Here is a 23,103-nt window from a genome sequence, read left to right as displayed (position 1 = left end):
CTCCAGTGGAATAATTTTCCGGGAATATTTTAAAATTTGAGAAGCACTATTTAATTGAATTCAGACATCTCGCTTGGTTGTGGTGGTCTGACCGTGCATTAGTTAAGGTTGTATATTGCGAGCAAATTGCCGTTGCGTCAACTGTAGTTTTGGGTTCGAGCCGCTATCCTTCGGAGGCTCTGGATAAAGTCTTGTAAAGATAAAGACTTATTTGACAGGCCCGTTCCAGTGACCTTCCCCTCGAAAGTTCCCCCGTTTGATGCAGGCTTTCTCGCCCTTTCAAGGGCGTAAACGGATGCGAAAGAGCCAACTAGAAAATCCCAAACCTTTAGGATTATCAAAGTGTAATAAGCTGGATGCCAACTGCGGGCGGGTCTCGTCACTTGGTCAGAGCCAAGGCTGAACTCTGCCCCGAAAACCGGACAGTTCGATTGATGACCGCAGGCGGATCTTTACCAAGCAATATTGTTGAAGTTCCGAAGTTTTGTTTGATATTCAACCTCTGAATGTCGGTGCTGTTGGTTGCAGTAGACATTGATGTATCCACAGGTCGCGGTTTGCACTTGAGCACTTGTTCTTCAGTGCAGATGTTGGCCAATCAAACGGCTTGCTGTTGGCTTCCTCCAGCCCCTCTACGATTGCCGGAGGGCGTATGCTGCGCATGCCGCCGAAAGAGCCAAGATTGGCGACTAACCTATTTGACAGCCGCCTGAACAACACCTTGCGCGCCGCCCGATCCAAATTTGCACAAGATGCAAATTTACCAAACCTGACGGGGCTATCGGTGTTGTTGCTGCAGCCCAATGTCCGGCGGAGTCTGTATGACTGGCCCTAGTGACCTACTCCCCATTTATTGGACAGGTTCTGGCGTAAATTAAGCTACTCTTCGCACCTGCGGATCGGGGTTGATTGGTTCAATTCTCTGCCAACAGACCACGGCAGGTGGCTTGTCGCCAAGTGAGGAATGCGGGCGCTTGTGATTGTAGAACTCGATCCACTTCCCGACGCCTGCCTTCGCCTCAGACTCAGTTTCCAAAGCATGCAGATAGACGCATTCATACTTCAGGGATCGCCCTTCGGCTCAAAGTAAAACGAGGACCGTGAGATCGACAGCAAGGCACATTGCTTGCCAACCGACAGGCCCGGCAGGTTCGGTTCAATCATCTTGCGCCTCGCTTGCCGGTCCAGGGCTTGAGCTTTCCGGCCAAAAATTCGTTGGCGACGGCCAACTCCCCGATCTTGGCATGGCGGTCTTTGACCTGCTCTTCATCTACTTCCGGTGCCTTCCGGCCGGCACGCTCGAACACGCCTGACGCGCCCTCAAGCAGAGTCCGCTTCCACTGATGGATCCGTCGGGTGCACGCCAAACCGACTGGCCAGATCGCTGACCTGCTCCTCGCCCTTCAGCGCTTCCAATGCGACCTTGGCCTTAAAATCAGGGTGATGTTGTTTCCGTTTCGACATATCTAATCTCCTTCGCATTGAAGACCAGCAGACTACAAATCGCAGCTTACGTCAGTGTCCAAATTTCGGGGCGTAGCTGACCCTGCCAGTCAGGGAAAGACCGGAATCTGCGCTGAACCATCAGTGGGATCTCCAAAGCAACCGGCCCGCGCCTCCGCGTCCTGCAAGTCATGCCATCACAAAAATTAGAATAGGTTTGGAATTAGTCGATCACATAAATCGTACAAGTGCGCCCACCAATGCGTGCAACGTTGCAAGGCTGTCTCCGGCCTATTTGCGTAGCGTTTCAGCCATCTGCGCCTCGCATAATTCCTGCAAACAGCCAGTTTGCCCCAATGTGACGGGTCTTGATCAGGAACGATAGCCGACGCGCGTAACCTTCCTGACGAAGGATACCGCCAAGGAAATATCAGCCATCCTATTATCGCCGACGGCTCAAATGCGAGCCTCTTTGCTACGGGAAATGTTGCGGCTTTGGCTGGGAGGATATCATGCCTGATGAATTAAGAGGATTCTCTAACATGATGATATCAAGTTATTATAATCAAAAAGGCCCGCTGCTATGTGCAACAGGCCTTTTAAATATGGCTCCGGCGGTAGGGATCGAACCTACGGCCAATTGATTAACAGTCAACTGCTCTACCGCTGAGCTACGCCGGATCATGTGGGGTGATATAGCTATGTGGATTCCTGACGTCCAGAGCCTTTTTCACCAAAAGCGAACTTTTTTTGCCTTCAGCTCAAATAATTCGAAAGACGGCCGTTTCAGACAAGGTTTGCAGCGGTTCCACCTTGGATTTTTCTGTAAGATCAACGAGGTGCGCCAATACGTTGCGCGCAGCGGCTCCGAGTAGCGCTTTGGGTGTATCGGTGTAGATTTGTACTGCTAGATCTGCCGCATTGCTTGGGGCTGCACCAAGCGCAGATATAATAGCGGCTTCGCGCATTCGCCTGTGTTGGATCAAGTCCTGGAGGCGGGCGTTGGGTGATTGAACGGGGGCACCGTGACCTGCGTGGAACACTGACCAAGTTGAATGCGACAGACGTTCCAAGGACGCCATAAACGCCCCCAGGTCTCCATCCGGTGGTGACACCAGCGAGCTGGCCCATCCCATCACCAAATCGCCCGAAAACAAGGTGTCGCCCCATGCAAAACTGAGGTGGTTGGACATATGGCCAGGAGTGTGGAGCGCGGTGAGCGACCAGCCCTCAGCGGCCACAACTTGTTCGTCGGTCATTTCGATGTCCGGACAAAACGCCGTGTCCACACCTTCACCACCTCCGACGCAGCCGGAGGCGGCAAGTTTTTGCATCATCGGGCTGCGGCCCGCCTCGGCGCGGCCATAACCATAGACCTTTGCACCTGTGGCCGCAGCAAGCACGGGGGCGAGCGGGGAGTGATCCAAATGGGCGTGGGTGACCAGAATATGGGTGATACGTTGTCCGGGCTGAACGGCACCCAAAATAGCCGTCAAATGTGCGCTGTTGTCCGGACCGGGGTCAATCACCGCCAAATCGGTTGTCCCCAAAACATAGGTGTTGGTGCCGCGAAACGTCATGGGGGACGGGTTGGGGGCCAAAATGCGTCTTAAGCCAGCACTCAGGGTTTCAGCTGTACCGATGACGGGGTGGAAATCAGGTTGCGGATCAAGCATCGAATGTCCTTTTCGAGATGGCAACGCCTGTCGGCATTCGCTAGGTTTACCGTATGTTTTTCAATTGGCTCAAACAATACATGCCGCGCAACCTGTATGGACGGGCTGCTTTGATCTTGGTGCTGCCGGTTGTGACCCTGCAATTGGTGGTTTCTGTCATTTTTATTCAGCGCCATTTTGAAGGCGTCACCGTACAAATGAGCCGCGAGTTGGCCCGTGTCACCAATCTGGCGCTCAGCCTGCCAGAGGGGGATGCGGCTATTTTGCGCCAACTGGATATGACCAGCATCCCCGTTCCAGCCACCGTTGTGCCGGACGAAGAAATTCGGCGATGGTATGATTTTACCGGCATTGTGGTTATCCGCGAATTGACGCGCAATATTCCGGGGCTTTTGCAGGTCGCTTTGCCGGACGAATGGCGGGTTTTGCTTTATGTCCAGCGCGGAGAGCAGGTCTTTGAAATCGAAGTGGACCGAGAGCGGGTGTCAGCGTCGAACCCCCATCAATTGCTGGTGAATATGGTGTTCTTTGGCGTGCTGATGACCTTGATTGCCTTTTTGTATCTCCGCAATCAACTGCGGCCCATCACCCGTCTTGCCTCGGCAGCCGAAGCGTTCGGGCGCGGTCGCAATGAACCTTATTCGCCAGCGGGTGCAATTGAGGTGCGGGCCGCCGGTCATGCATTTTTGAACATGAGGGCACGGATCGAACGCCACATCGAACAGCGCACGATGATGCTTTCTGGGGTGAGCCACGATCTGCGCACCCCGATAACGCGTCTGCGCTTGGGCCTTTCATTGCTCGAGAGTGAGGACCGTGAGCCGTTGGAGCAAGACGTCGAAGAAATGCAGCGATTGATCGATGCTTTTTTGGATTTTGCACGCGGCGACGCCGAAGAAGGCGAGGCCGAGCTTGTTGATCCGTTTGAAATGGTCGCCGACATCGTGATGGACGCGCAGCGCACTGGCCAAGATGTGACACTGGTTTTGACAGAAGGCAGCGGCGAAGTCCGTTTGCGGCCAAGGGCCATGCGCAGGGCAGTGCAAAACCTCGTGGGGAACGCCGGACGCTATGGCACAAAATGCAATGTATCGGTTTTTGTGTCGGAATCAGGCAAGGCTCTGCGCATTCGGGTCGAAGATGACGGGCCGGGTATTGCCGAAGAAGATCGTGATCGCGCGCTTCGGCCTTTTGTGCGTCTTGATCCCGCCCGCAATCAAGATCGCGGCTCTGGCGTGGGTTTGGGGCTGGCCATCGCGGCGGATATTGCCCGCGCCCATGGCGGTGTGCTGCGGCTGGGGCAAAGCGATGATCTGGGTGGTCTGCGCGCCGATATAGTCATTGGCCTTTAGGGGGCTGGGTTATTTTTAGTTGATTCAAATGCGTTAGGATCGTCGCTTTTTCGCCCGCTTTGCACCATGCCTTGGTCGGTCTTCCCCTGCAAAAAATCCCTATGAACCGCACCATGCTGCGGACGTTTTAAATCTAGGGAGACCCGAACCGATGGGCATCACAACTTTTGTAACACTGGCCACTTTAGGCCTCGCTTCTGTTCCCGTTGACGCACCAAAGGATCAGGTTCTGGCACAGGCAACACCGTTTATTTCAACGCAGGGAATCACGGTGCCGCGCAACGACTACATGACAACATCCAAGGGGTGCACCTATCGAAAAACCCAAGCGCCGGGTTATCCGCCACGCTGGATTTTGGTGATCAATCCGCAACGAATGGGCATGCCGAAACCCCAAGGCCGATGCAGCGGCATGATGTAACTTTTTAAGTGGACCGGGTTGCCACGGCGTCCAGAAAATCCCCGAGCTTATGGCGGTCGAGCGGTTTTGAGAGCAGCTCGACTCCAAGAGCTTTGCAATCGTTATGCAATTGCGACCCGCGATCTGCGGAGATGACAGCACAGGGCAGGGTGCCCAAACGGTCCGAAATACTGCGAAACAAGCCAAGCCCAGAGGCCCCGTGCCCCAGCTGATAATCCAGCAGCAAAACATCGGGTGTGATTTCCAGATCTTCCAACAAGGTCAGAGCCGAAGCCGCATCTTCGGCTTCGATGACGTGTACGCCCCAAGCTTCTAACATGACAGAAAGCGCGCGGCGCAATTGTACCTCGTTTTCAACCAGCAGCACGATCAACCCGGCTTGGGCCAATCCAACAGGCGCGGCAATGCGGCGGGCACTGGTTTTGCGCGGTCCGGCACGGCCAGCAATCGGAACGTTTACCATAAAGCAACTGCCGCGCCCTGGTTCTGACCACAGGTCAAGATCATGACCCAATCTGGTGCAGGCGCGTTCCACAATTGCGAGGCCAAGGCCAAGACCTTCGTTGGCGCTGGCTTTGGGGTCGAGACGCTTGAACTCCTCAAAAATGGTTTGTTGATCTTCTTCGGCGATACCGGGGCCGGTGTCCCAGACCTCTATCCGCGCCGAACCGCCATTGCGCCGAACCCCGACCAGAACCCGACCCGTTTCCGTATAGCGGATCGCATTGGCCATCAGGTTTTGCACAATACGGCGCAAATAGGCAGGGTCTGTTTCGACCATCAAATCACTGTCCACGACGCGCAAGGACAGCCCATTCTCTGCTGCCAGGACCTCCATTTCATCGCGCAGAGGCACCAAAACATCATGCAGGGCCACTTGGCGCACATCAAAGGTAATACCTTCGTCTGAATCGAGCTTCGAGATATCGAGGAGCGCATCGATAATCTGCTCGGCACCGCCTAGGGCGGCTTCGGCTTTTGCCAAAACGACTTGATCTTGGGGTTTTTGATGTCTGTCGGCCAGCGACGCTATAAACAGTTTTGCCGCTGAAAGAGGTTGGAGCAGGTCGTGACTGGCCGCCGCAACAAAACGCGACTTGGATGCATTTGCGCGCTCTGCTGCTGCTAGGGCGTCCTCAAGTTCCATTGTTCGTTCGACAACACGTTGTTCCAGTATCTCGTTGATTTCGGCAAGTTTTTGCGCGGCTTCACGTTCTGCGGTGACGTCTGTTACAGAAATCACAAACCCCTGATCAGGCATGCCGCGGCCAAAGACTTGTAACGTTATACCGGCACCGCGCTTGATCTCAAAACTGATGTGGCTGCGCGGCCCACTTGAATAGGCCCATTGGCGAAACCCTTCGAGGCCAATACCACGGGTGAACACAATCCTTTCGTCCAGCTGGGCCAAAATACCTGAGAAAGAAACACCCAACTGCAACCGCTTTGCCGGAAGCGCCAAGAGAGCCCCGATTTTCCGGTTCCAGCTGACCAAACGGGCATTTTCGTCAAAGACGCAGACGCCCTGATTGAGATGATCCAATGTGGCGCGGATCATTCTGGTTTGCTTGTCTTTTAGTCGATCGCGCTCTTGTCGTTCCAGTCGGATCAGATCGGTGACATCTGTTTGTAACACCACCGTTCCGCCATTGGCCGTGCGATGTTCAGACACCTGAAGCCAGCGATCTTTCACCAGCCGGACATTGAACATTGCATGCCGGTCTTGGTGGCGTTTGATGCGTTGTTCGGCCCAGCTTTTGGCTGAAACACCCGCAGGTAACGACAGATAGGCGGATTGGCTAACCGATTGAACATAGGATTCGAACGGAAGACCTGGATGAAGAACGTTCGCCATATCCCTGAAATCACGACAAAAACGGGAATTTGACATAACAAGGATATCTGACGGATCAAAGAGAGCAAACCCTTCGGAAACCGTTTCGATGGCATCCGCAAGGTTGCGCCTAGCCGCCTCAGTGTCTTGGTTTGCTTGCGCCAGTTGCGCGTTGGATTGATGCAACAAATCAAGCGTTTGCTCAAGCTCGAGCGTCCGTTCACGCACCCGCTTTTCGAGAAGGGCCGCCCGTTCGAACTGCGCATAGGCCGCGCTGGATTGTTCGCTGCCATATTCCACACGCTTCATCAGCGCATCGGCAATCTTTAACAATTTGGCATTCTGGCGTTCAAGATTGTCGGTCGGGTCGATCAAAGACATGGATTACTCTGGGTCATAGGGCAAAGGCGGATAGATCGCCACACCGGTCAGGGTCTGGTTCACATGTAAGCCACCAATTTGCTCTCCGTAGGTGGAAAATCCAACAACATTATGACGTTGCAGGATATTTGAAATGTCACCCACGGCTTGGGTCTGTTCGGCCTCAATGCGTCTGAGAAGGCAATCACATCCCAATATATGATCCGGCGCACCGTCTGTGGTGAAATCGGAAAGCCGGCGTTCCAAGTGGTCTGCGATGTTTTGGTGATTGGCCAATGTCAGTACCATGCCCTCATTGACCGCCGAGAAAAACACAAGATCACCGTTTTCATTCACACGTTGAATGGCGCGCACATGGTGACTGTCGCCAAGACGTACAACAACCGGATGGGCGGCGAAGGTGAACGCGCTAAGCTGATTGGGATCTTTTCCCAACAACCTTGCGTATTCTTTGGCGGCGGGTTCGGCGTTGATTTCATGCACCAAACGGTTGTGCGGATCTGCCGATGTCACAACCATTCTGGTTTCAGTGGGGATGAGATGATCAAGGCTGAACACTCTGACCGGGCATCTGGTTCGAACCAAAGCAACCAGCGCAGCGTTGCGACGGATCAACCCGTTGTGTGACAGCCACGTTGTGCCAAAATCTTCGCCATCTCCAGAGGACCCGCCAAACAAGGGCATAGACCCAAGACCCGAGGACAAAACACTGGCCAGTTTTTCTTCACACAGCGATAGCCCGTCAATCATCAAAAACGCAAATTCAGACCGCATCTTGCCTGCCCGACTGTTCAACGCCGTGCGGCGTTGGATCAGTGTGTCGATGACCTTTTGTTCATCCATATCGTCAATGGAATCAATAGCATAGGATGTAATGTCAAAGTTTTCCGAAGGAAAACCGACGGCGATAATCTGGCCTTCTTGATAACCTTTCGCCCCAAGCTCTCCGGCGGTTGTGCACGCCAGCACGTCAGCGCCATCAAACAGGCTCTGAGCGGCCCGTGTCAGAGCCTCGAAATCCGCATCGGGAGACGCAAACAAACACACCATTGAAAACGGCCCGTCACCCAGTTTGGCCCGCAAGACCTCAGCTGGATTTTGAGCATAAGCAGCCACTTGCGCGGTGCGCAGCGCAGGTAGCTTGGTAATCTCCTCCCGAGCGGAGCTTGGTGTAGCTCCGTCCACTATTCTCTTCCCCAGATTAGTTACATGAGGATAAGGGCCTTAACCCTCGTTTGGCAAGACCCGGCTAAACCGCGCCTCTTGCGCAACAAGCACGGCCTGAGTGCGCGAATGCACCCCCAGCTTGCGCATAATGGCAGTGACATGCGCCTTTACCGTGGTTTCTGCAATCGACAGATCATAGGCGATTTGCTTGTTCAGTTTGCCTTCGCAGATCAGATGCAAGATGCGAGCCTGTTGATTGGTCAGTGACGCAAGCCGCGCAAGCGCATCTGCGGGTGCATTTTCTTGCCCGCCTTGCGGGTCAATATATCCGTCTGGAACAAAGCGCTGTCCAGAAGTGACCGCCTCAAAGGCGCGGCGAAAAACCGATCTTTGTGAATGCTTCGGCACAAATCCGTTGGCACCGGCCTTAAGGGCATGACTGATCATGCGGTTGTCTGCCATCGAAGAGGCGATCAAAATGACAGCGTCTGGCGCGGCATTGCGCAGCCGAACCAACCCGTCAAGTCCGTTCACATCGGGCAGGTTCAGATCAAGGATCACCATCCCGATCTTTGAATCCTGTGTCACCACTTCCAATGCTTTTTCCATTGTGCCGGCGGTGCGGATCTCTTCGAAATCGGCAATCGATTGCAGCGTCAACGTCAGCGCGTCACAAAACAGCGGATGGTCATCTACAACCAAAGCGGAGCTGGTACCGGCTACCAAAGCGGCCTGAGGGCTGTTTGTCATGGCATTAAGTCTTTCTTGAACATCCTTGTACCCTAAGCCGGACGTCCGCTGCGGTCTTTAGCCGAAAGGTCGCATATGCAGATGCAAAAACGGCAGGGTTACCCCCGCCGTTTTTCGGATTCTCTGGTCAGTTGGGGGATAAATCGTCGGCCCACCACCAAAGTTCAGACTGCCAAACGATCCAATCGCCATAGGTCGGAATACGCTCGGGGTATTTCAGCTCTTTGGCGTGGGCGAGATGGCTTTGGGTGTTCTGATAAAAAGGGATCACATAGCGTCCAGTGGTCAACAGCCGGTCCAGCGCACGGGTCGCAGCGACGAAATCATCGCGCGACGTCGAGGTCAAAACTGCATCGATCATGGCATCAACGGCTGGTGAATTGACACCGGCCCAGTTTCGCGTCGACGGAGTTTCTACGCCAGCCGTGCCCCAATAGTTATACTGTTCGTTTCCGGGGCTTAGTGACAGACCGCGACGATAGTAGGTCATGTCAAAATCATACGCGTTGGTGCGTTCCTGATAGGCGGCTGAATCCATCACCTGAACCGTGACCTTGATGCCAAGCCGGTCCAGCGCCTGCACATAGGTGTCGGCGATGACTTCGGCTTCCGAGTTGCCTTTGCGCAAAAGAAGTTCAAAGGCAAAAGGCGTGCCATCCGCGTTTTGCATAACGCCGTTTTCGATTGCATAGCCAGCCTCCTCCATCAAGGCGATGGCCTTGCGCAGGTTCTTGCGGTTGCGCTCTGATCCGTCTGAAACGGGCAGGGCATAACCGTCCAGAGTTCCGGGCAGCAGATCATCCTTGAAAGGCTCCAGCAGCGCCTGAACCCTGCCGGTTGCGGGACCGTCTTGCATCGCCAGACTTGAGTTCGAGAAATACGAAGTGATGCGCGATTGCTTGGAACCGGTGACGATTTCATTGATGTACTCAAAGTTGAACGCATGCATCAATGCATCACGCACACGCCAATCGGCAAACATCTCGCGGCGTGTGTTCATGGCAAAACCGGTGATGCCAGAGGGACGGGCATGCGGGATATTGGATTGAACCACTTCGCCAGCGCTCACGGCCGGAAAACCGTATTGCGTGTCCCATTTTTCGATGTTGGTTTCGCGGTTGCTGTTCAAAATACCCGCCTTAAAGGCTTCGAACATGCCGGTTCCGTCGCCGAAAAACTCCATCCGGATTTCATCAAAGTTTGAGGTGCCACGGCGCAGGGGCAGATCCTTACCCCAATAATCGGGATCACGCTCCAACGATACATAACGGCCGGCTTCGTAGTCGCCGATGACATAGGGCGCGGTTGTGATCGGGATCACGTCGATGCCGGACTTGCTGAAATCCTTGCCGTCCCATTGCGCCTTTTTCAGAATGGGACGCATGCCAACAATCAACGCCAATTCGCGGTTGTCCTCAGTAAAGGTGAATTTCAGCTTATTGGGGCCGGTTTGCTCCATCTTCTCGATTTTGCCCCAAAGCCCGCGATAGCGGCCATGCCCTTGGGTCCCGAGGGTCTCATAGCTCCACATCACATCTTCGATGGTGACCGAACTACCGTCAGAGAAACGAGCCGCGTCGCGTAGAGTGAATTCCGCCCATTCGCGATTCGGGCCAACTTCAATCGATTCGGCCAAAAGGCCGTATAGCGAAAAGGGCTCATCGTAATTTCGGCCCATTAGGCTTTCGGAAGTTAGAAACCGTAATTGCCAAGGCACACTGCCTTTGTCGTTATACGGATTGAGGCTGTCAAAACTGCCGACCTCACCCGCCGCGATAACGCCGCCTTTGGGGGCATCCGGGAACGCATAGGGTAGGGACACAAAATCAGGTGGCAGGACGGGGTCACCATACATAGCTATGCCATGTTGAACCTCGGCCGAGGCTAAGCCACTGGATAGAATCAGAGAAATTGCACCCAATGCCAGTTGTGAATTTCGGAAAAAGTCTAAGCGCATTTTAGCAACAATCCCTGTGTAGCCTTGTTTTATTGAACACCAGCCTACCGGTGCTTTTACGCCTTTTCAAACTTTTAGCTTGGACTCAAGCCGGTTAACGATTATAACTAACTCACTGCTCGATAGGTTTCTTGCCTGTATGAAACCTGCCTCAATGACTTAACCCCAGCTTCGCGCTGGGGTTTTTTTTTGGCATTTCACAATTCAATTTGTTGGGCGCTGCGGCGCTGTTGCCCTTGCATATATGGGCGATGCAGCATGTTATGCTGCACAAGCAAACAATTCGCACTTATCAGAGAGGCCACTATGTCGCTTGAGGGAAAAACCGCTGTAATCACCGGATCCAACTCGGGAATCGGTTTGGGAATCGCACATGAAATGGCCAAAGCCGGGGCCTCGGTTGTGATCAATTCATTCACCGACCGTGAAGAAGACCATGCGCTGGCTGCCCAGATCGCCGAAGCGCACGGGGTAGATGTGCGCTATATCCAAGCGGACATGTCCAAAGGTGCGGAATGCCGGGGCCTGATCGAAAAAGCAGGCCGCTGCGATATATTGATCAACAATGCGGGCATTCAACACGTCTGCCCCATCGATGAATTCCCGGTTGATAAATGGGATGCCATCATTGCCATCAACATGAACTCGGCCTTCCACACCATGGCGGCCGCATTGCCAAAAATGCGGGCTGCGGGTTGGGGCAGGGTCGTCAATATCGCGTCTGCACATGGTTTGACCGCTTCACCGTTCAAGTCGGCCTATATCGCGGCCAAACATGGTGTTGTTGGCATGACCAAATCGGTTGCCTTGGAAACGGCGCGCGAACCGATCACCGCCAATGCGATTTGCCCGGGATATGTTCTGACCCCACTGGTCGAGGCACAAATCCCCGACACCATGAAGGAATACAACATGACCCGCGAAGAAGTGGTTGAGAACGTCATGTTGACCCGCCAACCGTCGAAAGAGTTTGCGACAGTTGAGCAGATGGGCGGCACAGCGGTCTTTTTGTGCTCTGACGCCGCCGCACAGATCACTGGCACCACGATCAGCGTTGATGGCGGCTGGACGGCACTGTGAGCGATCAAAAGGCCGGTACAGACAAGCTTGAGATCGACAATATGTTTTTGTGCGGGTCTCGGTTCAGCCGTGTCAGCCTCAAGGGCGCAGTGTTCCGCGACGCCCATTTCATGGGCGCGCGATTAGAAGACGTCAACGCAGAAGGTATGAGTTTTGATGATGTGAATCTCGGCGGTGCGTCGTTTAAAAACGTCACCATGAGCGGAGCCAAAATTGATCAGGCCAATCTTAGTGGCCTGACAATCACCAATGCGAACATCACGGATATGACCGTGGACGGGATCAAGCTGACGGATCTCATCGCGCTTTGGGATAAAACGCACCGGTAACAACAGGGCCCCGACCGCCGGGGCCCTCTGTTTTACTTGAAGTTCGGCGCGCGCTTTTGAAACTGCGCAAAGACGGCTTCCATCTGGTTTGGCTGACCGATGATCTGAGCTTGCAGTTCAGCCTCAAGGCGCAGGGTTTCAGCCGCATCCCCATGCCAACTTTCATTCAAAAGCGTTTTGCTACGGCTGATCGCATCGGGGTTCTTTGCCGCAATCAGCGCCGCCATTTCGCGCGCGGCCTCAAGCGGGTTGTCGACAATCCGAGTCACAAGACCGATTTCAGCGCATTCGGCGGCCTCGACGATCCGGCCTGTGAACAGCAGTTCCTTAGCCACATCCATGCGCACCAATCGGGGCAGGGTTTGTGTAATGCTCATGTCGGGGATCAACCCCCATTTTATTTCCATCACCGACATCCGCGTCGATGGCGCCGCCAACCGGATATCGGCCCCTAGGGCGATCTGAATGCCTGCGCCAAATGTTGCGCCTTGCAGCGCCGCGATCACCGGAACGCCGACCTCTTGCCAGACATAGCCCGGCTTTTGGAACATATTGGCCTTTTCGCCTTCGGGAAATGTTGTGATCTGTTCGATAAACTTGGCCGGGTTCAGTGCGCCGGTGAAAAAACCGGTATCAATGCCCGAACAAAAATTGTCGCCAGTACCGGTCAGGATCACAGCGCGAATGGTTTTGTCTGCGCGAATTTCCTCACCAATCCGGGCCAGCCCGTCAAATACAGACTGGTCCACAGCGTTGTGCTTTTCCGGCCGGTTTAGCCAGACTTCGGCGACATGGCCATCACGTTTAAGAAGAACCGAGGAAGTCATAGCGGGCACCTTTATCTGCATTGCTTGAGGGCAAGTATTCCTGCTTGCCGGCGCGATGAAAAGCCTCTGTCGGCCCTTACCTGATCCTCCGTTGCGTCACTTATCCTCGAAGGGTTTTGGGATTATGATTGCCTTTGGCGTCGCCACCAGCAATGCTGCACATGCAAAGTGCACGGGGTGAGATCATGGTTCGAATCAATTTGGCGCTTCAAGGCGGCGGTGCACATGGTGCGTTTACATGGGGTGTTCTGGACCGGATCCTCGAAGATGAAACTATTGAAATTGCAGCGATTTCAGGCACCTCAGCCGGAGCATTAAACGGCGCGGCCCTAAAGTCGGGTCTGATCCATGGCGGCCGCTCTGGTGCCCGTGAAAACCTTGACTGGCTTTGGGAGCAAATGGGCGCCCATACCAGCGATTTGCCACATTGGATGCATCCTTGGATGCCAAATCCCGGCATGGTGTCCAAATCTGTCGAATACTCTGTGCCTTTTGTTTGGGGCGAAGCCTTTGGGCGCATGATGTCGCCATACGCATGGGGGCCAGCCTATCGCAATCCGCTTGAAAAACTGGTCGATAAGTTTGATTTTGACACCATATGCTCCTCCGAAGGGCCACAGTTCTTTGTCGGGGCGACACAAGTCCGCAACGGTAAAATCCGGATTTTCACGGGCGACAAGATCAACACCCAAGCGATTTTGGCCTCGGCCTGTTTGCCGACGATGTTTCAAGCCGTCGAATTGCCTGATCCTAAAACCGGTGTGATTGAAGCATTCTGGGACGGTGGTTACACCGGAAATCCACCTCTATTTCCGTTTTTTGACCAAAGCTTGCCCGACGACATTGTTGTTGTGAATATCAACCCGCTGCACCGCGATGAGGTGCCTATCACGCCGCCGGAAATTCAAAATCGCATCAATGAGATTAGTTTCAACTCATCCTTATTCCGCGAATTGCGGGCCATTGAATTTGTTCAGCGTTTATTGGGGCAGGGTGCTTTGCAACCCGGATCCTTAAAGAACGCGCGGGTTCATATGATCGCGGATGATGCGTTGATGAATGAATTGTCTGTTGCGACCAAAACCGTTCCCGTTCCGTCGCTTCTGATCCAACTCAAAGAGGCCGGTCGCCGTGCTGCAGGCAGTTTTTTGGAGGCGCATAAAAGCGATCTGGGCAAACGCCAGACCGCTGATCTTCGCGAAATGTTCGACTAAACTCAGGACGCTTTTTTAAGCTTGGCTTCTACCGCTTCCTTGGCTTTTTCGCCGCTGGGGTAGACCAAGCCCGCTGAAATAACCAGTTTGGCAGCGTCCTCGATGCTCATGTCCAGCTCGATGACGTCTTCGCGGGGGAAGAACAGCAAGAATCCTGATGTCGGATTCGGCGTGGTCGGTACAAATACCGAAATCATATCACTCATGCTTTGAGCTTTTTCAGCGACTTCGCCGCGTGCTTGTGTCGAAATGAAGCCAATTGCCCAGATGTCCTTGCGGGGGTACTGGATCAGGCAAGCTTTCTCAAAGCTGCGTTCGGATTGGGCAAAAACGGTTTCTGCGAGCTGTTTGATGCCCGAATAGATCGAGCGGACAACGGGTGTACGATCAACCAACCGCTCCCCAAATCCAATCATCGACCGGCCAATCAGACCTTTGGCAATCCAACCGACCAAAACCGTGAAAACCAGAAATATTACAACGCCTAAGCCGCGAACGTTCACCTCGATCCGGTCCGCACCTTCCAGTTCAAACCAATGATTGATCACCGCCTCGGGTTGGTAGGAATCGGGCACAAAAGGCCAGACAAAACTGTCAACCCAGCCAACGACCGTCCAAATGAGCCAGACCGTCAACCCAACCGGCGCGATCACAATGATCCCGGTTAGGAAAGAATTTCGCAGCCTGGCAATAAACCCCGGGCGCTTGGTTTCTGGATCAAATGGAGTGGTCATTAGGCCAACTTTAACAAGTTTTCTTTTGGCGAAACTAGGCGTTGTGCAGGCGCACCACAATGGGCAGAGCGCAAAACTGCGTCATCACTTTGTGATTTTGCACATTTCTTGCGCGATTTCAGCAGCAAGGCGGGCGTTGTTGAGAACCAAAGCAATATTTGCCTCCAACGAACGGCCCTCGGTCAGCTCGAAAATCCGTTGCAGCAGATAAGGCGTGACATTCTTGCCTGCGATCCCGTGATCCGCTGCGTCCTGAGCGGCACGCGCAATAATCGGTGCTAATGTTTCGCGGGCGATTTCGGCTTCAACCGGGATTGGATTTGTCACCAGTTGACCACCGGGCAACCCGAGTTTGCCGCGCATGATATGAGCACCTGCAATTTCGGCGGCAGTATCCATACGCAATGGCGCCGGCAAACCCGCATCACGGGACCAAAATGCCGGTATCTTGTCCTGACCATAGGCAATGACGGGAACGCCAAGGGTTTCAAGCACTTCCATGGTCTTTGGAATGTCGAGGATCGCTTTGGCTCCGGCGGCAATCACGGTCACAGCTGTTTGCGAAAGTTCCTGTAAATCGGCGGAAATATCAAAACTGTTTTCAGCACCTTGGTGAACGCCGCCGATACCGCCAGTCGCAAACACTGCAATGCCAGCCAGTTCAGCCGCAATCATTGTTGCTGCGACAGTTGTTGCACCAGTGCGCCCCTGAGACATGCATACGGCCATATCAGCGCGGCTGAGTTTGGCGACACCGCGCGTTTGTGCTAAAGCCTCCAACTGCGCATCGGTCAAACCGACATGCAACGTGCCGTCAATTACTGCAATTGTTGCAGGCTCGGCGCCGTTGGATCGCACTGTGTCTTCGACTTTACGAGCAACTTCAAGGTTTTGCGGCCAAGGCATCCCATGCGTGATGATCGTGCTTTCCAGCGCTACAACCGGACGGCCAGCGGCCAAAGCTTCGGCAACGGCGGGCGAGGGGGTATAGAGGGTCATATTGCTACTTCTCCGGAAACATAGGCGGCGGCGGCATGTAGCGCGCGGCTCAAAGCATCTTTGCGGTTTGCACCGTCACATTCAGCGGCAATGTGGGCCGCCATAAAAGTATCACCAGCTCCGGTGACACGGGTCACCAAAACAGGCGGCGGGCATTCTTGGATCAAACCATCTGCGGTTGCGTCACAACATCCGTCGCCGCCATTGGTGACCAACACCCGCGCCGCGCCGCGCTCCAAAAGCTGGGAAGCGGCCTGATCGGCGGTTTCAAAGCTGGATTGACACAGCAAACCAGCTTCTTCGAGGTTGACATAAAGCGTGCCGCGACCAGAGCGCAAAAACGGCAAAAGCCGCTCGGCTTTACCGGGACTGGCTGGGGCAACACGCAGATCTGCCTTTGAAAATGATGGGCTTGTGGCGATTTGTTCGAGCAAACCGGCCGTCAGGTTCCCATCAAGAGCAATAAGCCCGTCAAAGGGATTTTCAGGACGACCCAGTGGTCCAAAATTCAAGACATTCAGTATCTTATCGCCGGCAGCTTCCAAAGAATGAGCATCGGCAATGGCGGCAATGAGGCCGTTCGCACCTTCGATGGCCATATATCGATCCGTGGGCAAATCAGCAGATCTGTACAGATGATCAGTGCCCAAACCGCGGCGGGCGCATTCGGCGACCAGTTCATTGCCTTCAGGGTCTTGGCCGATCGCGGACAGCAACGCGGGTTTCAAACCAAAGCGGGACAAAGCCATTGCAATGTTCATGGCAACACCGCCGGGCAACCGAATGATACGGCCAGGCACATCTGATCCAGCCCGCATATGGCTGGCAGATCGTCCAATGATGTCCCACAGAACGGAACCCACGCATAGAATTTCAGGAGCTTTTGTCATATTGCGACTTTTGGCGAGGAAAGTCAGCAGGCGCAAGTATTGAAGCGGAAAACATGGGGCCTGCATACCAGTTAACGGGCCTCAATACATCCTATAATCAGTATTATGTAATATAATCTGGTAAGTGGACAATGAAACGCTTCGAAACCACCCTCAAAACCCGCCAAAAGCGCAGGAAACTCTGGACAGCCCACCAAGGCAACCTTTACCAAACGGTCAAGCTTTGGGAGGTCTTATGCGCTCTTTTCTGATACTAAACGGTCCGAACCTCAATCTATTGGGCACGCGCCAGCCGGAAATTTACGGACACACAACACTGTCCGATGTTGAAGATATGTGCCGTGCCCATGCGGAAAAGATCGGTGTGACGGTCACATGTTCTCAATCCAATCACGAAGGCGCTTTGGTTGACGAAATTCAAAATGCCCGCGGCCGCCATGACGGAATAATTTTGAACGCCGGAGCTTATACACATACGTCGATCGCTCTCATGGATGCCATCAAGGGAACTGAAGCCCAGTTGGTTGAATTACATTTGTCGAACATTCATGCCCGCGAAGCCTTCCGGCACCAATCATATATCTCGCCTGTCGCTGTAGGTTTGATATGTGGGTTCGGAGCGCATGGTTATATTTTGGCCATGGATGCGCTTCAAAGACATTTGGAGAAGTCATTATGAAAGCCAACCTACGCATCTACCTGACCGAACTGACCAATATCGACAATGTTGCCGACCTATGGGCTTTGCATTGTGCCAAGATGGAAGAATTCGGGTTTGATCGCCTGATCTATGGGTTCACTCAATTCATGACGGCAACCTCGTTTGGGGACCCGAATGATTTCGTAATCCTCAGCAATCATTCCCCTGAGTATCGTAAGGGCTTTGTTGAGGACGGCTTGTACCGAAACGCCCCTATGGTGAAATGGGCGCTTGAAAACGAAGGCCATTGCAGCTGGCGCGTTTTGGCCGAGCAGATTTCGACCGGCACAATGGATGAGCAAGCGCAAAAGGTTGTCGCTTTTAACTTGTCCCACAAAGTGCACGCCGGTTATACGATCAGCTTCAAATCGGTTTCGAGCCGTGCCAAAGGCGCAATTTCGCTGAGCTCCAAGCCGGAGTTGAACCAAGATCAGATTGATGAGATTTGGGCCGAACATGGTGGTGACATTGTCTTGATGAACAACCTTGTCCACCTCAAGATCATGACTTTGCCTATTCCGTTGCAAAATCAAAAATTGACTCCACGCCAGCGCGAATCCTTGGAATGGGTTGGAGATGGCAAAACCATGCAGGATATTGCACAGATTATGGGCCTGACCCAAGCAACGATCGAAAAACATCTGAGATTGGCGCGTGATACGCTGAATGTTGAAACCACGGCTCAGGCGGTTGCCAAGGCAGCGTTTCACAATCAGATGTATGTGATTCACGCTTAATCCCCCTGCCCTTCATGCTCAAAAATTGATCTCCAATGGCTCGAAAATCCTGATTCGTGTGCGATTTTGCAATATGCTTCAAATAATTGCAGGGTCGGGAAATCCTGACTTCCGTTAGGGCAATTTAGCTGCCAGTTTGCAAATGTTCCGTGAGTGGTGGCTATTAGCCATAGGGACACGAGGCACGGCAAACTGTGATTATTCCCACGGGTTTGCCAACGTCTTTCGGCTTCGGCCGAGCTGGCTTGGGGCGACGCTTTACGTCAACCCGGCCAGCACCCTTTCGGGACCTTTGTCGTCATCCCCAATGTCTCTGACAGAGGTCCCGATTCTTCCCAATGTCTGAATCGAAAAAGGCCGCCCAAATCTGGACGGCCTTTGACGTGTTTTGATTAAAAGACTTAGCCTTGAACGGCTTTGGCAACTTCAGCTGCGAAATCTTCTTCTTTTTTCTCGATACCTTCGCCAACCTGCATGCGGACGTAGGCAACGATTTCTGCGCCTGCGTCTTTTGCGGCCTGCTCGACAGTAATGTCAGGGTTCACAACAAATTGCTGGCCCAGCAAAGTCACTTCGGCGAGGAATTTCTTCATGCGGCCGATGATCATCTTTTCGATAACCTGCTCTGGCTTGCCGGATTCGCGTGCGATATCGATCTGAATCTGGCGTTCTTTTTCAACAACCGCCGGGTCAAGATCTGCTTCGGACAAAGACGCAGGGTTTGCAGCCGCGATGTGCATCGCAATCTGCTTGCCAAAATCTTCGTTGCCGCCGTTCAGCGCAACCAAAACACCGATCTGGCCCATGCCAGCGGTGGCTGCATTGTGAACATAGGTCACAACGGTTTCGCCAGTGACTGTCGCCATACGGCGAACTGACATGTTTTCGCCGATGGTGGCGATTTTGTCGGTGATCACAGTCTCAACGGTCTTGCCGCCCAGATCAGCGACTTTCAGCGCTTCTACATCAGCAACGTTCAAAGCAACGGTGGCGATGCCGCCGACCATTTCCTGGAATTCTGCGTTCTTGGAAACGAAGTCGGTTTCGGAGTTTACTTCAACAGCAACACCTTTGCCGCCGGCAACAGCCACAGCAACCAGACCTTCGGCAGCCGTGCGGCCCGATTTCTTGGCGGCTTTGGCAAGGCCTTTGGTGCGCAGCCAATCGATGGCAGCTTCCATGTCACCGTCGGTTTCAACCAACGCTTTTTTCGCGTCCATCATGCCAGCGGCAGTGATTTCGCGCAGTTCTTTTACCTGTGCAGCAGTGATCGCCATGATTTGGCTTCCTCGTCTGAAAATACGGTTCGGGCGGCGATACGCCGCCCTGATGTTACATGCCCGCTATTTTGTCCGGTCAGGATGTCACCGAAATGACATCCCCCGATTTTTGCAGGCAATGGCAAAAGGCAATTAGCCTTCTGCAGGTGCCTCGGCAGCAGGTGCTTCTTCGGCAACAACTTCTTCGATCGGCGCTTCTTCGAAGGCACCCAGATCGTAGCCAGCGGCTTCCATCTGACCGGTCATACCGTCCAGAGCAGCGCGCGATGCAAGATCACAGTACAGCGTGATGGCGCGGGACGCGTCGTCGTTGCCTGGGATGATGTAATCGATGCCATCGGGCGAGCAGTTGGTGTCGACGATTGCAACAACCGGGATACCCAGTTTGTTGGCTTCGGCCACGGCCAGTGCTTCTTTTTTGACGTCGATGACGAACAGCATGTCAGGAACGCCGCCCATTTCACGGATGCCGCCCAAAGAGGCTTGCAATTTGATCTGGTCACGTTCCATGCCCAGACGCTCTTTTTTGGTCAGGCCTTCGGCACCAGTTTCCATCAGCTCGTCGATTTGACGAAGACGGCCGATTGATTTGGAAACGGTCTGCCAGTTGGTCAGCGTACCGCCGAGCCAACGGTGGTTCATGTAATACTGGGCGCATTTTTCTGCGGCGTCTGCAACAGGCTGAGCTGCCTGACGCTTGGTGCCAACGAACAGAACGCGGCCGCCTTTTGCAACGCAATCACGGATCGCTTTCAGCGCCTGATCCAGCATTGGAACAGTCTGTGTGAGGTCCATGATATGGATGCCATTACGGCCGCCATAGATGAACGGACCCATACGAGGGTTCCAGCGTTGTGTTTGGTGACCAAAGTGTACGCCTGCTTCAAGCAGCTGACGCATGGTGAACTCAGGAAGAGCCATGTCTATATCCTTTCCGGTTTCATATCCTCGGCGGGGGATCAAAGCAGATGCTTCAACCGGTGGACGTCTCGGGATGTCTCCCCCAGATGCCCGCCCCCGCCTGCGGGGTTCGTGCGCGCCCTTTAACTTGGGCAGCGCGGCTGCGCAAGAGGCATTGGCCAAAAGCGCAGGTATTATTGGCCCGAAGGCCAAATTAGTCGGTGTTTTTAGCCCAAGGCGTACCCTGCCCCACGCACCGTGCGCAAAGGATCGTCGCCGCCATGCTGACACAGCGCTTTGCGCAGCCGGCCAATGTGGACATCAACGGTGCGGGTATCGACATAGATATCGCGGCCCCACACCCGATCTAGCAGTTGATCGCGCGACCACACCCTGCCCGGCTTTTCCATAAAAGTAGACAGCAGGCGGAACTCTGTCGGACCAAGTTTTAGCGCATCGCCGCCACGGGTCACACGGTGGGTTTCCGGATCCAGCGAGATATCTTCGTAGTCGAGCTGAACGCCGACTGTCGAAGGCCGTGTGCGGCGCAGCTGAGCCCGTACCCGTGCCATCAGTTCGACCACCGAATAGGGTTTGACCATGTAGTCATCCGCGCCGGTTTCCAACCCGCGCACCTTGTCGACCTCTTCGGATCGGGCAGACAGCATGATGATCGGTATATTGCGGGTTTCGGGGCGGGATTTGATTTGCCGGCAGACCTCGATCCCCGACACATTCGGCATCATCCAATCAAGAACGATGATGTCAGGATTTTCCTCGGACACCATAACCAGCGCGTCTTCGCCATTTTCGGCCCGTACAACCCGAAACCCTTCAGCTTCAAGGTTGTAGCTTAGAATCTCGCGTTGCGCCGGTTCGTCTTCGACCACCAGAACAGTAGGTTGATCACTAGACATGTCAGTCCTCATGCTCTTGCAAAAGCGGGCCAAGATCGGTTGCGGTCTGGTCGCCTTTCGGGCGGTCCTCATCCGGTTTGGAACCCGTGGCCATGAACACAACCTGTTCGGCAATCGATGTCACATGGTCGCCCATGCGTTCGATGTTTTTGGCAATGAAATGCAGATGCATGCAGGCGGTGATGTTTTGCGGATCTTCCAGCATATAGGTCAGCAATTCGCGAAACTGCGTATTGTGCATCTGGTCAACGTCATGGTCGCGTTGGATCACGTCCAGCGCCAGCGCTTCGTCGCGTTGGATATAGGCGTCCAGCGCGTCCTTGAGCATCAATTCCACCTCGCGGGCCATGCGGCGTAGCGAGGTTGCAGTATCGCCAACGGCTGGCATCTGAACCAGAACGCTGGTCCGTTTGGCGATGTTTTTCGACAAATCACCGATGCGTTCCAGATTGGCCGACATACGCATCACTGACAACACGATCCGCAGATCGGTCGCGGTGGGTGCACGCAGCGCAATTACCTGAGCCGCTTCCTCGTTCAGGCTCTCTTCGAGGGCGTCGACCAATTTGTCGCCTGCCCGCACCTTTTCGGCCAGTTCGACATCGCGGGTTTCAAGCGAGGTCGCCGCCTGCATGATCGAAGCTTCGACCAATCCGCCCATCTTCATGATCTGGGCCTGAATACCTTCAAGTTCACGGTCAAAGGCTTTGACAATATGGTTTTTAAGCTCGGTCATTAGCCAATCCGTCCTGTAATATAGCTTTCGGTGCGCGGGTCTTCGGGGTTGGTAAAAATCTTGCTGGTTTCGCCAAATTCAACCAAATTCCCAAGGTGGAAAAACGCGGTTTTCTGACTGACACGCGCCGCTTGTTGCATCGAGTGTGTGACGATCACCACCGAGTATTCCTGACGCAGTTCGTCGATCAACTCTTCGACCTGCGCTGTCGCAATCGGGTCAAGCGCTGAGCAAGGCTCATCCATCAACAACACTTCGGGCTGCGTGGCGATGGCACGGGCGATGCACAAACGTTGTTGCTGACCACCGGACAATCCGGTGCCCGGTGCGTGCAGCCGGTCCTTGACCTCGTTCCAGATGGCACCGCGGCGGAGGCTTTTTTCAACAATATCGTCGAGTTCAGCCTTGTTGCGGGCAAGCCCGTGAATACGCGGGCCGTAAGCGATGTTGTCATAGATCGATTTCGGAAACGGGTTTGGTTTTTGAAACACCATGCCCACTTTGGCGCGCAATTGCACAGGATCGACACGCTTGTCATAGATGTTTTCATCATCAAGCAAGATGTCACCGGTGACGCGGCAAATATCAATCGTATCGTTCATGCGGTTCAAACACCGCAGGAAGGTGGATTTTCCGCAGCCCGACGGGCCGATGAAAGCTGTTACACATTTGGCTTCGATATCGATGTCCACGTCTTTGATCGCGTGGGTGTCGCCATAATGTACCTGAACATTGCGGGCGCTCATCTTGAGGTCAATCAGGTCCACATCTGTCATTTT

The 23,103-nt window shown here is 53.9% G+C and carries 23 protein-coding genes, 1 tRNA gene and 1 pseudogene; 7 read left to right on the top strand and 18 right to left on the bottom strand.

The window, feature by feature from the left end; genetic code table 11:
• Positions 1–874: 874 nt before the first annotated feature.
• From C8N36_RS24805 to C8N36_RS02200, 5 genes and pseudogenes are all read right to left on the bottom strand, one after another.
• Positions 875–1,072 (bottom strand): annotated as a pseudogene (locus C8N36_RS24805) (integrase core domain-containing protein); the annotation flags it as partial.
• Positions 1,073–1,160: 88 nt separating this feature from the next.
• Positions 1,161–1,307: a hypothetical protein gene (locus C8N36_RS24060; protein WP_170125770.1), complete on the bottom strand. Its 147-nt coding sequence runs from the start codon at positions 1,305–1,307 to the stop codon at positions 1,161–1,163.
• A 13-nt stretch (positions 1,308–1,320) separates the two neighbouring features.
• On the bottom strand, positions 1,321–1,464 hold the full coding sequence (locus tag C8N36_RS23925) for a transposase (protein ID WP_141467911.1): 144 nt from the start codon (positions 1,462–1,464) through the stop codon (positions 1,321–1,323).
• A gap of 585 nt (positions 1,465–2,049) precedes the next feature.
• Positions 2,050–2,124: transfer RNA gene (locus C8N36_RS02205), tRNA-Asn, on the bottom strand.
• Between the two features lie 80 nt (positions 2,125–2,204).
• Complete coding sequence (locus C8N36_RS02200; RefSeq protein WP_097802600.1) at positions 2,205–3,119, bottom strand: MBL fold metallo-hydrolase; 915 nt, start codon at positions 3,117–3,119, stop codon at positions 2,205–2,207.
• Positions 3,120–3,172: 53 nt separating this feature from the next.
• Between C8N36_RS02200 and C8N36_RS02195 the strand changes: the two genes are divergently transcribed.
• Positions 3,173–4,471, top strand: a complete 1,299-nt coding sequence (locus tag C8N36_RS02195; RefSeq protein WP_097802601.1) for an ATP-binding protein — start codon at positions 3,173–3,175, stop codon at positions 4,469–4,471.
• Positions 4,472–4,622: 151 nt separating this feature from the next.
• Positions 4,623–4,892, top strand: coding sequence for a hypothetical protein (locus tag C8N36_RS02190; RefSeq protein ID WP_097802602.1), 270 nt, complete (start codon positions 4,623–4,625; stop codon positions 4,890–4,892).
• A gap of 4 nt (positions 4,893–4,896) precedes the next feature.
• On the opposite strand, the gene C8N36_RS02185 is transcribed toward C8N36_RS02190, so the two are convergent.
• The 4 genes from C8N36_RS02185 to C8N36_RS02170 form a co-directional block, all read right to left on the bottom strand.
• Positions 4,897–7,107 carry a hybrid sensor histidine kinase/response regulator gene (locus tag C8N36_RS02185; protein WP_097802603.1) on the bottom strand — a complete coding sequence of 737 codons (2,211 nt, stop codon included), beginning with the start codon at positions 7,105–7,107 and terminating at the stop codon, positions 4,897–4,899.
• 3 nt (positions 7,108–7,110) lie between these two features.
• Positions 7,111–8,292 (bottom strand): FIST N-terminal domain-containing protein, encoded by a 1,182-nt coding sequence (locus tag C8N36_RS02180; RefSeq protein WP_097802604.1) that lies wholly within the window; start codon positions 8,290–8,292, stop codon positions 7,111–7,113.
• Between the two features lie 39 nt (positions 8,293–8,331).
• Positions 8,332–9,024, bottom strand: coding sequence for a response regulator (locus C8N36_RS02175; RefSeq protein ID WP_097802605.1), 693 nt, complete (start codon positions 9,022–9,024; stop codon positions 8,332–8,334).
• Between the two features lie 127 nt (positions 9,025–9,151).
• Positions 9,152–10,981, bottom strand: coding sequence for an extracellular solute-binding protein (locus C8N36_RS02170; protein ID WP_097802606.1), 1,830 nt, complete (start codon positions 10,979–10,981; stop codon positions 9,152–9,154).
• 306 nt (positions 10,982–11,287) lie between these two features.
• Between C8N36_RS02170 and C8N36_RS02165 the strand changes: the two genes are divergently transcribed.
• Together C8N36_RS02165 and C8N36_RS02160 are read left to right on the top strand one after the other, a co-directional pair.
• Complete coding sequence (locus C8N36_RS02165; RefSeq protein ID WP_097802607.1) at positions 11,288–12,061, top strand: 3-hydroxybutyrate dehydrogenase; 774 nt, start codon at positions 11,288–11,290, stop codon at positions 12,059–12,061.
• Positions 12,058–12,390: a pentapeptide repeat-containing protein gene (locus C8N36_RS02160; RefSeq protein ID WP_097802608.1), complete on the top strand. Its 333-nt coding sequence runs from the start codon at positions 12,058–12,060 to the stop codon at positions 12,388–12,390. Before C8N36_RS02165 ends, C8N36_RS02160 begins: the two co-directional genes overlap by 4 nt.
• A 32-nt stretch (positions 12,391–12,422) precedes the next feature.
• Here the strand turns inward: C8N36_RS02160 and C8N36_RS02155 are convergent, their stop codons facing one another.
• Positions 12,423–13,217 (bottom strand): crotonase/enoyl-CoA hydratase family protein, encoded by a 795-nt coding sequence (locus C8N36_RS02155; RefSeq protein ID WP_097802609.1) that lies wholly within the window; start codon positions 13,215–13,217, stop codon positions 12,423–12,425.
• A gap of 185 nt (positions 13,218–13,402) precedes the next feature.
• Between C8N36_RS02155 and C8N36_RS02150 the strand changes: the two genes are divergently transcribed.
• The gene (locus C8N36_RS02150) at positions 13,403–14,431 is read left to right on the top strand and encodes a patatin-like phospholipase family protein (RefSeq protein ID WP_097802980.1); all 1,029 of its coding nucleotides are present in this window, start codon (positions 13,403–13,405) and stop codon (positions 14,429–14,431) included.
• 2 nt (positions 14,432–14,433) lie between these two features.
• On the opposite strand, the gene C8N36_RS02145 is transcribed toward C8N36_RS02150, so the two are convergent.
• From C8N36_RS02145 to C8N36_RS02135, 3 genes are all read right to left on the bottom strand, one after another.
• Positions 14,434–15,165 carry a DUF502 domain-containing protein gene (locus C8N36_RS02145; protein WP_097802610.1) on the bottom strand — a complete coding sequence of 244 codons (732 nt, stop codon included), beginning with the start codon at positions 15,163–15,165 and terminating at the stop codon, positions 14,434–14,436.
• 84 nt (positions 15,166–15,249) lie between these two features.
• Positions 15,250–16,164 (bottom strand): pseudouridine-5'-phosphate glycosidase, encoded by a 915-nt coding sequence (locus C8N36_RS02140; RefSeq protein ID WP_097802611.1) that lies wholly within the window; start codon positions 16,162–16,164, stop codon positions 15,250–15,252.
• Entirely contained in the window at positions 16,161–17,054 is an 894-nt protein-coding gene (locus C8N36_RS02135; RefSeq protein WP_097802981.1) for a PfkB family carbohydrate kinase, read from the bottom strand. Before C8N36_RS02135 ends, C8N36_RS02140 begins: the two co-directional genes overlap by 4 nt.
• Before the next feature lie 235 nt (positions 17,055–17,289).
• On the opposite strand from C8N36_RS02135, the gene aroQ reads away from it, so the two are divergent.
• Positions 17,290–17,733: a type II 3-dehydroquinate dehydratase gene (gene aroQ, locus C8N36_RS02130; protein WP_097802612.1), complete on the top strand. Its 444-nt coding sequence runs from the start codon at positions 17,290–17,292 to the stop codon at positions 17,731–17,733.
• Positions 17,730–18,491, top strand: coding sequence for a helix-turn-helix transcriptional regulator (locus tag C8N36_RS02125; RefSeq protein ID WP_097802613.1), 762 nt, complete (start codon positions 17,730–17,732; stop codon positions 18,489–18,491). The genes aroQ and C8N36_RS02125 overlap by 4 nt, the downstream gene beginning before the upstream one ends.
• Before the next feature lie 401 nt (positions 18,492–18,892).
• Here C8N36_RS02125 and tsf read toward each other — a convergent pair whose 3' ends face one another.
• From tsf to pstB, 5 genes are all read right to left on the bottom strand, one after another.
• Positions 18,893–19,768, bottom strand: a complete 876-nt coding sequence (gene tsf, locus C8N36_RS02120) for a translation elongation factor Ts (protein ID WP_097802614.1) — start codon at positions 19,766–19,768, stop codon at positions 18,893–18,895.
• A 135-nt stretch (positions 19,769–19,903) separates the two neighbouring features.
• Positions 19,904–20,692, bottom strand: coding sequence for a 30S ribosomal protein S2 (gene rpsB, locus C8N36_RS02115; RefSeq protein ID WP_097802615.1), 789 nt, complete (start codon positions 20,690–20,692; stop codon positions 19,904–19,906).
• Positions 20,693–20,898: 206 nt separating this feature from the next.
• Positions 20,899–21,588, bottom strand: coding sequence for a phosphate regulon transcriptional regulator PhoB (gene phoB, locus C8N36_RS02110; protein WP_097802616.1), 690 nt, complete (start codon positions 21,586–21,588; stop codon positions 20,899–20,901).
• 1 nt (position 21,589) lies between these two features.
• A complete protein-coding gene (phoU, locus tag C8N36_RS02105; RefSeq protein ID WP_097802617.1) occupies positions 21,590–22,324 on the bottom strand; it encodes a phosphate signaling complex protein PhoU in 735 nt (244 codons plus the stop codon).
• Positions 22,324–23,100, bottom strand: coding sequence for a phosphate ABC transporter ATP-binding protein PstB (gene pstB, locus C8N36_RS02100; protein WP_097802618.1), 777 nt, complete (start codon positions 23,098–23,100; stop codon positions 22,324–22,326). Before pstB ends, phoU begins: the two co-directional genes overlap by 1 nt.
• Positions 23,101–23,103: the final 3 nt, after the last annotated feature.

It is taken from the genome of Pelagimonas varians, from assembly GCF_003208435.1.
GTDB lineage: Bacteria > Pseudomonadota > Alphaproteobacteria > Rhodobacterales > Rhodobacteraceae > Pelagimonas > Pelagimonas varians.
Note: the sequence above shows the minus strand (reverse complement) of the source record. Positions and strands in the feature narration are given on the sequence as shown.